The 719-nt window shown below is 59.5% G+C and carries 1 protein-coding gene and 1 pseudogene; both read right to left on the reverse strand.

All coding sequences use genetic code 11. The features are described from left to right. A partial coding sequence (locus tag NA8A_RS24225; protein WP_009453092.1) for a DsbA family protein occupies positions 1 to 491 on the reverse strand: 491 nt, incomplete at its 3' end. A gap of 21 nt (positions 492 to 512) precedes the next feature. Further along, positions 513 to 719, reverse strand: a pseudogene (locus NA8A_RS25400) (TFIIB-type zinc ribbon-containing protein); the annotation flags it as partial.

A 719-nucleotide genomic window follows, 5' to 3' on the forward strand; every position in this document is an offset into this window, starting at 1 on the left:
AATCTGACATGGAAATCACGCGCGGCGGCGGCGCCGGCAACGCGCTTCACGGCCAGAGCCACTTTCGCGGCCTCGACCGAACCCGGTCCAAGAATGGGAAAATCCTTCAAGACGATCCGCAGCTTGGGATCCTCGGCGACAAGCGCCTTGACGTCAGGCGCCGCCCGCTTGCAATAGCCGCAGTTGAAGTCAAAGAATTCGACGAGCGTAGCATTCCCGTCCGGGTTTCCCAAGATCACATCGTCGCTCGATCGGAGCAACGCATCAGTCTCGGCCAATATCGCTTGTGACCTGGCCTCGGCCTGAACTGCTTGGTTCCGCTTCTCAAGCTCCGTAAGTGCTTCCTCGATGATCTCCGGGTTTTGCATGATGTATTCGCGGACGATCTTCTCGACCTCCGCGCGATCGATCGATTGGGCATAGGCCGGCGAGGCCGTTATCAACACGGCAATCGCGTACCATCCTAGCCGACCAATGCGCGCAGCTTTCATGATTCCGCTCCTGGCGGGGTGTCAGTCGAACAATCGGCCGAGGAAAGAACCGTGCCTTCGACCATGGTGTCCGCCATGACGATCATGGTTGCTATAGTCGCGGCGGTGATCTTCACGGCAGTCATTCGATGTGTTGCGTGAGGACGCTTGCGCACGGCCGCGACCGGCTTGTCCCTGGGCGTACTGGGCCTCTTCCGCCGCGCTCCGTTCGATTATCTTGTCGAGTTC

The organism is Nitratireductor indicus C115 (assembly GCF_000300515.1).
In the GTDB taxonomy this organism is placed as follows: Bacteria; Pseudomonadota; Alphaproteobacteria; order Rhizobiales; family Rhizobiaceae; genus Nitratireductor; species Nitratireductor indicus.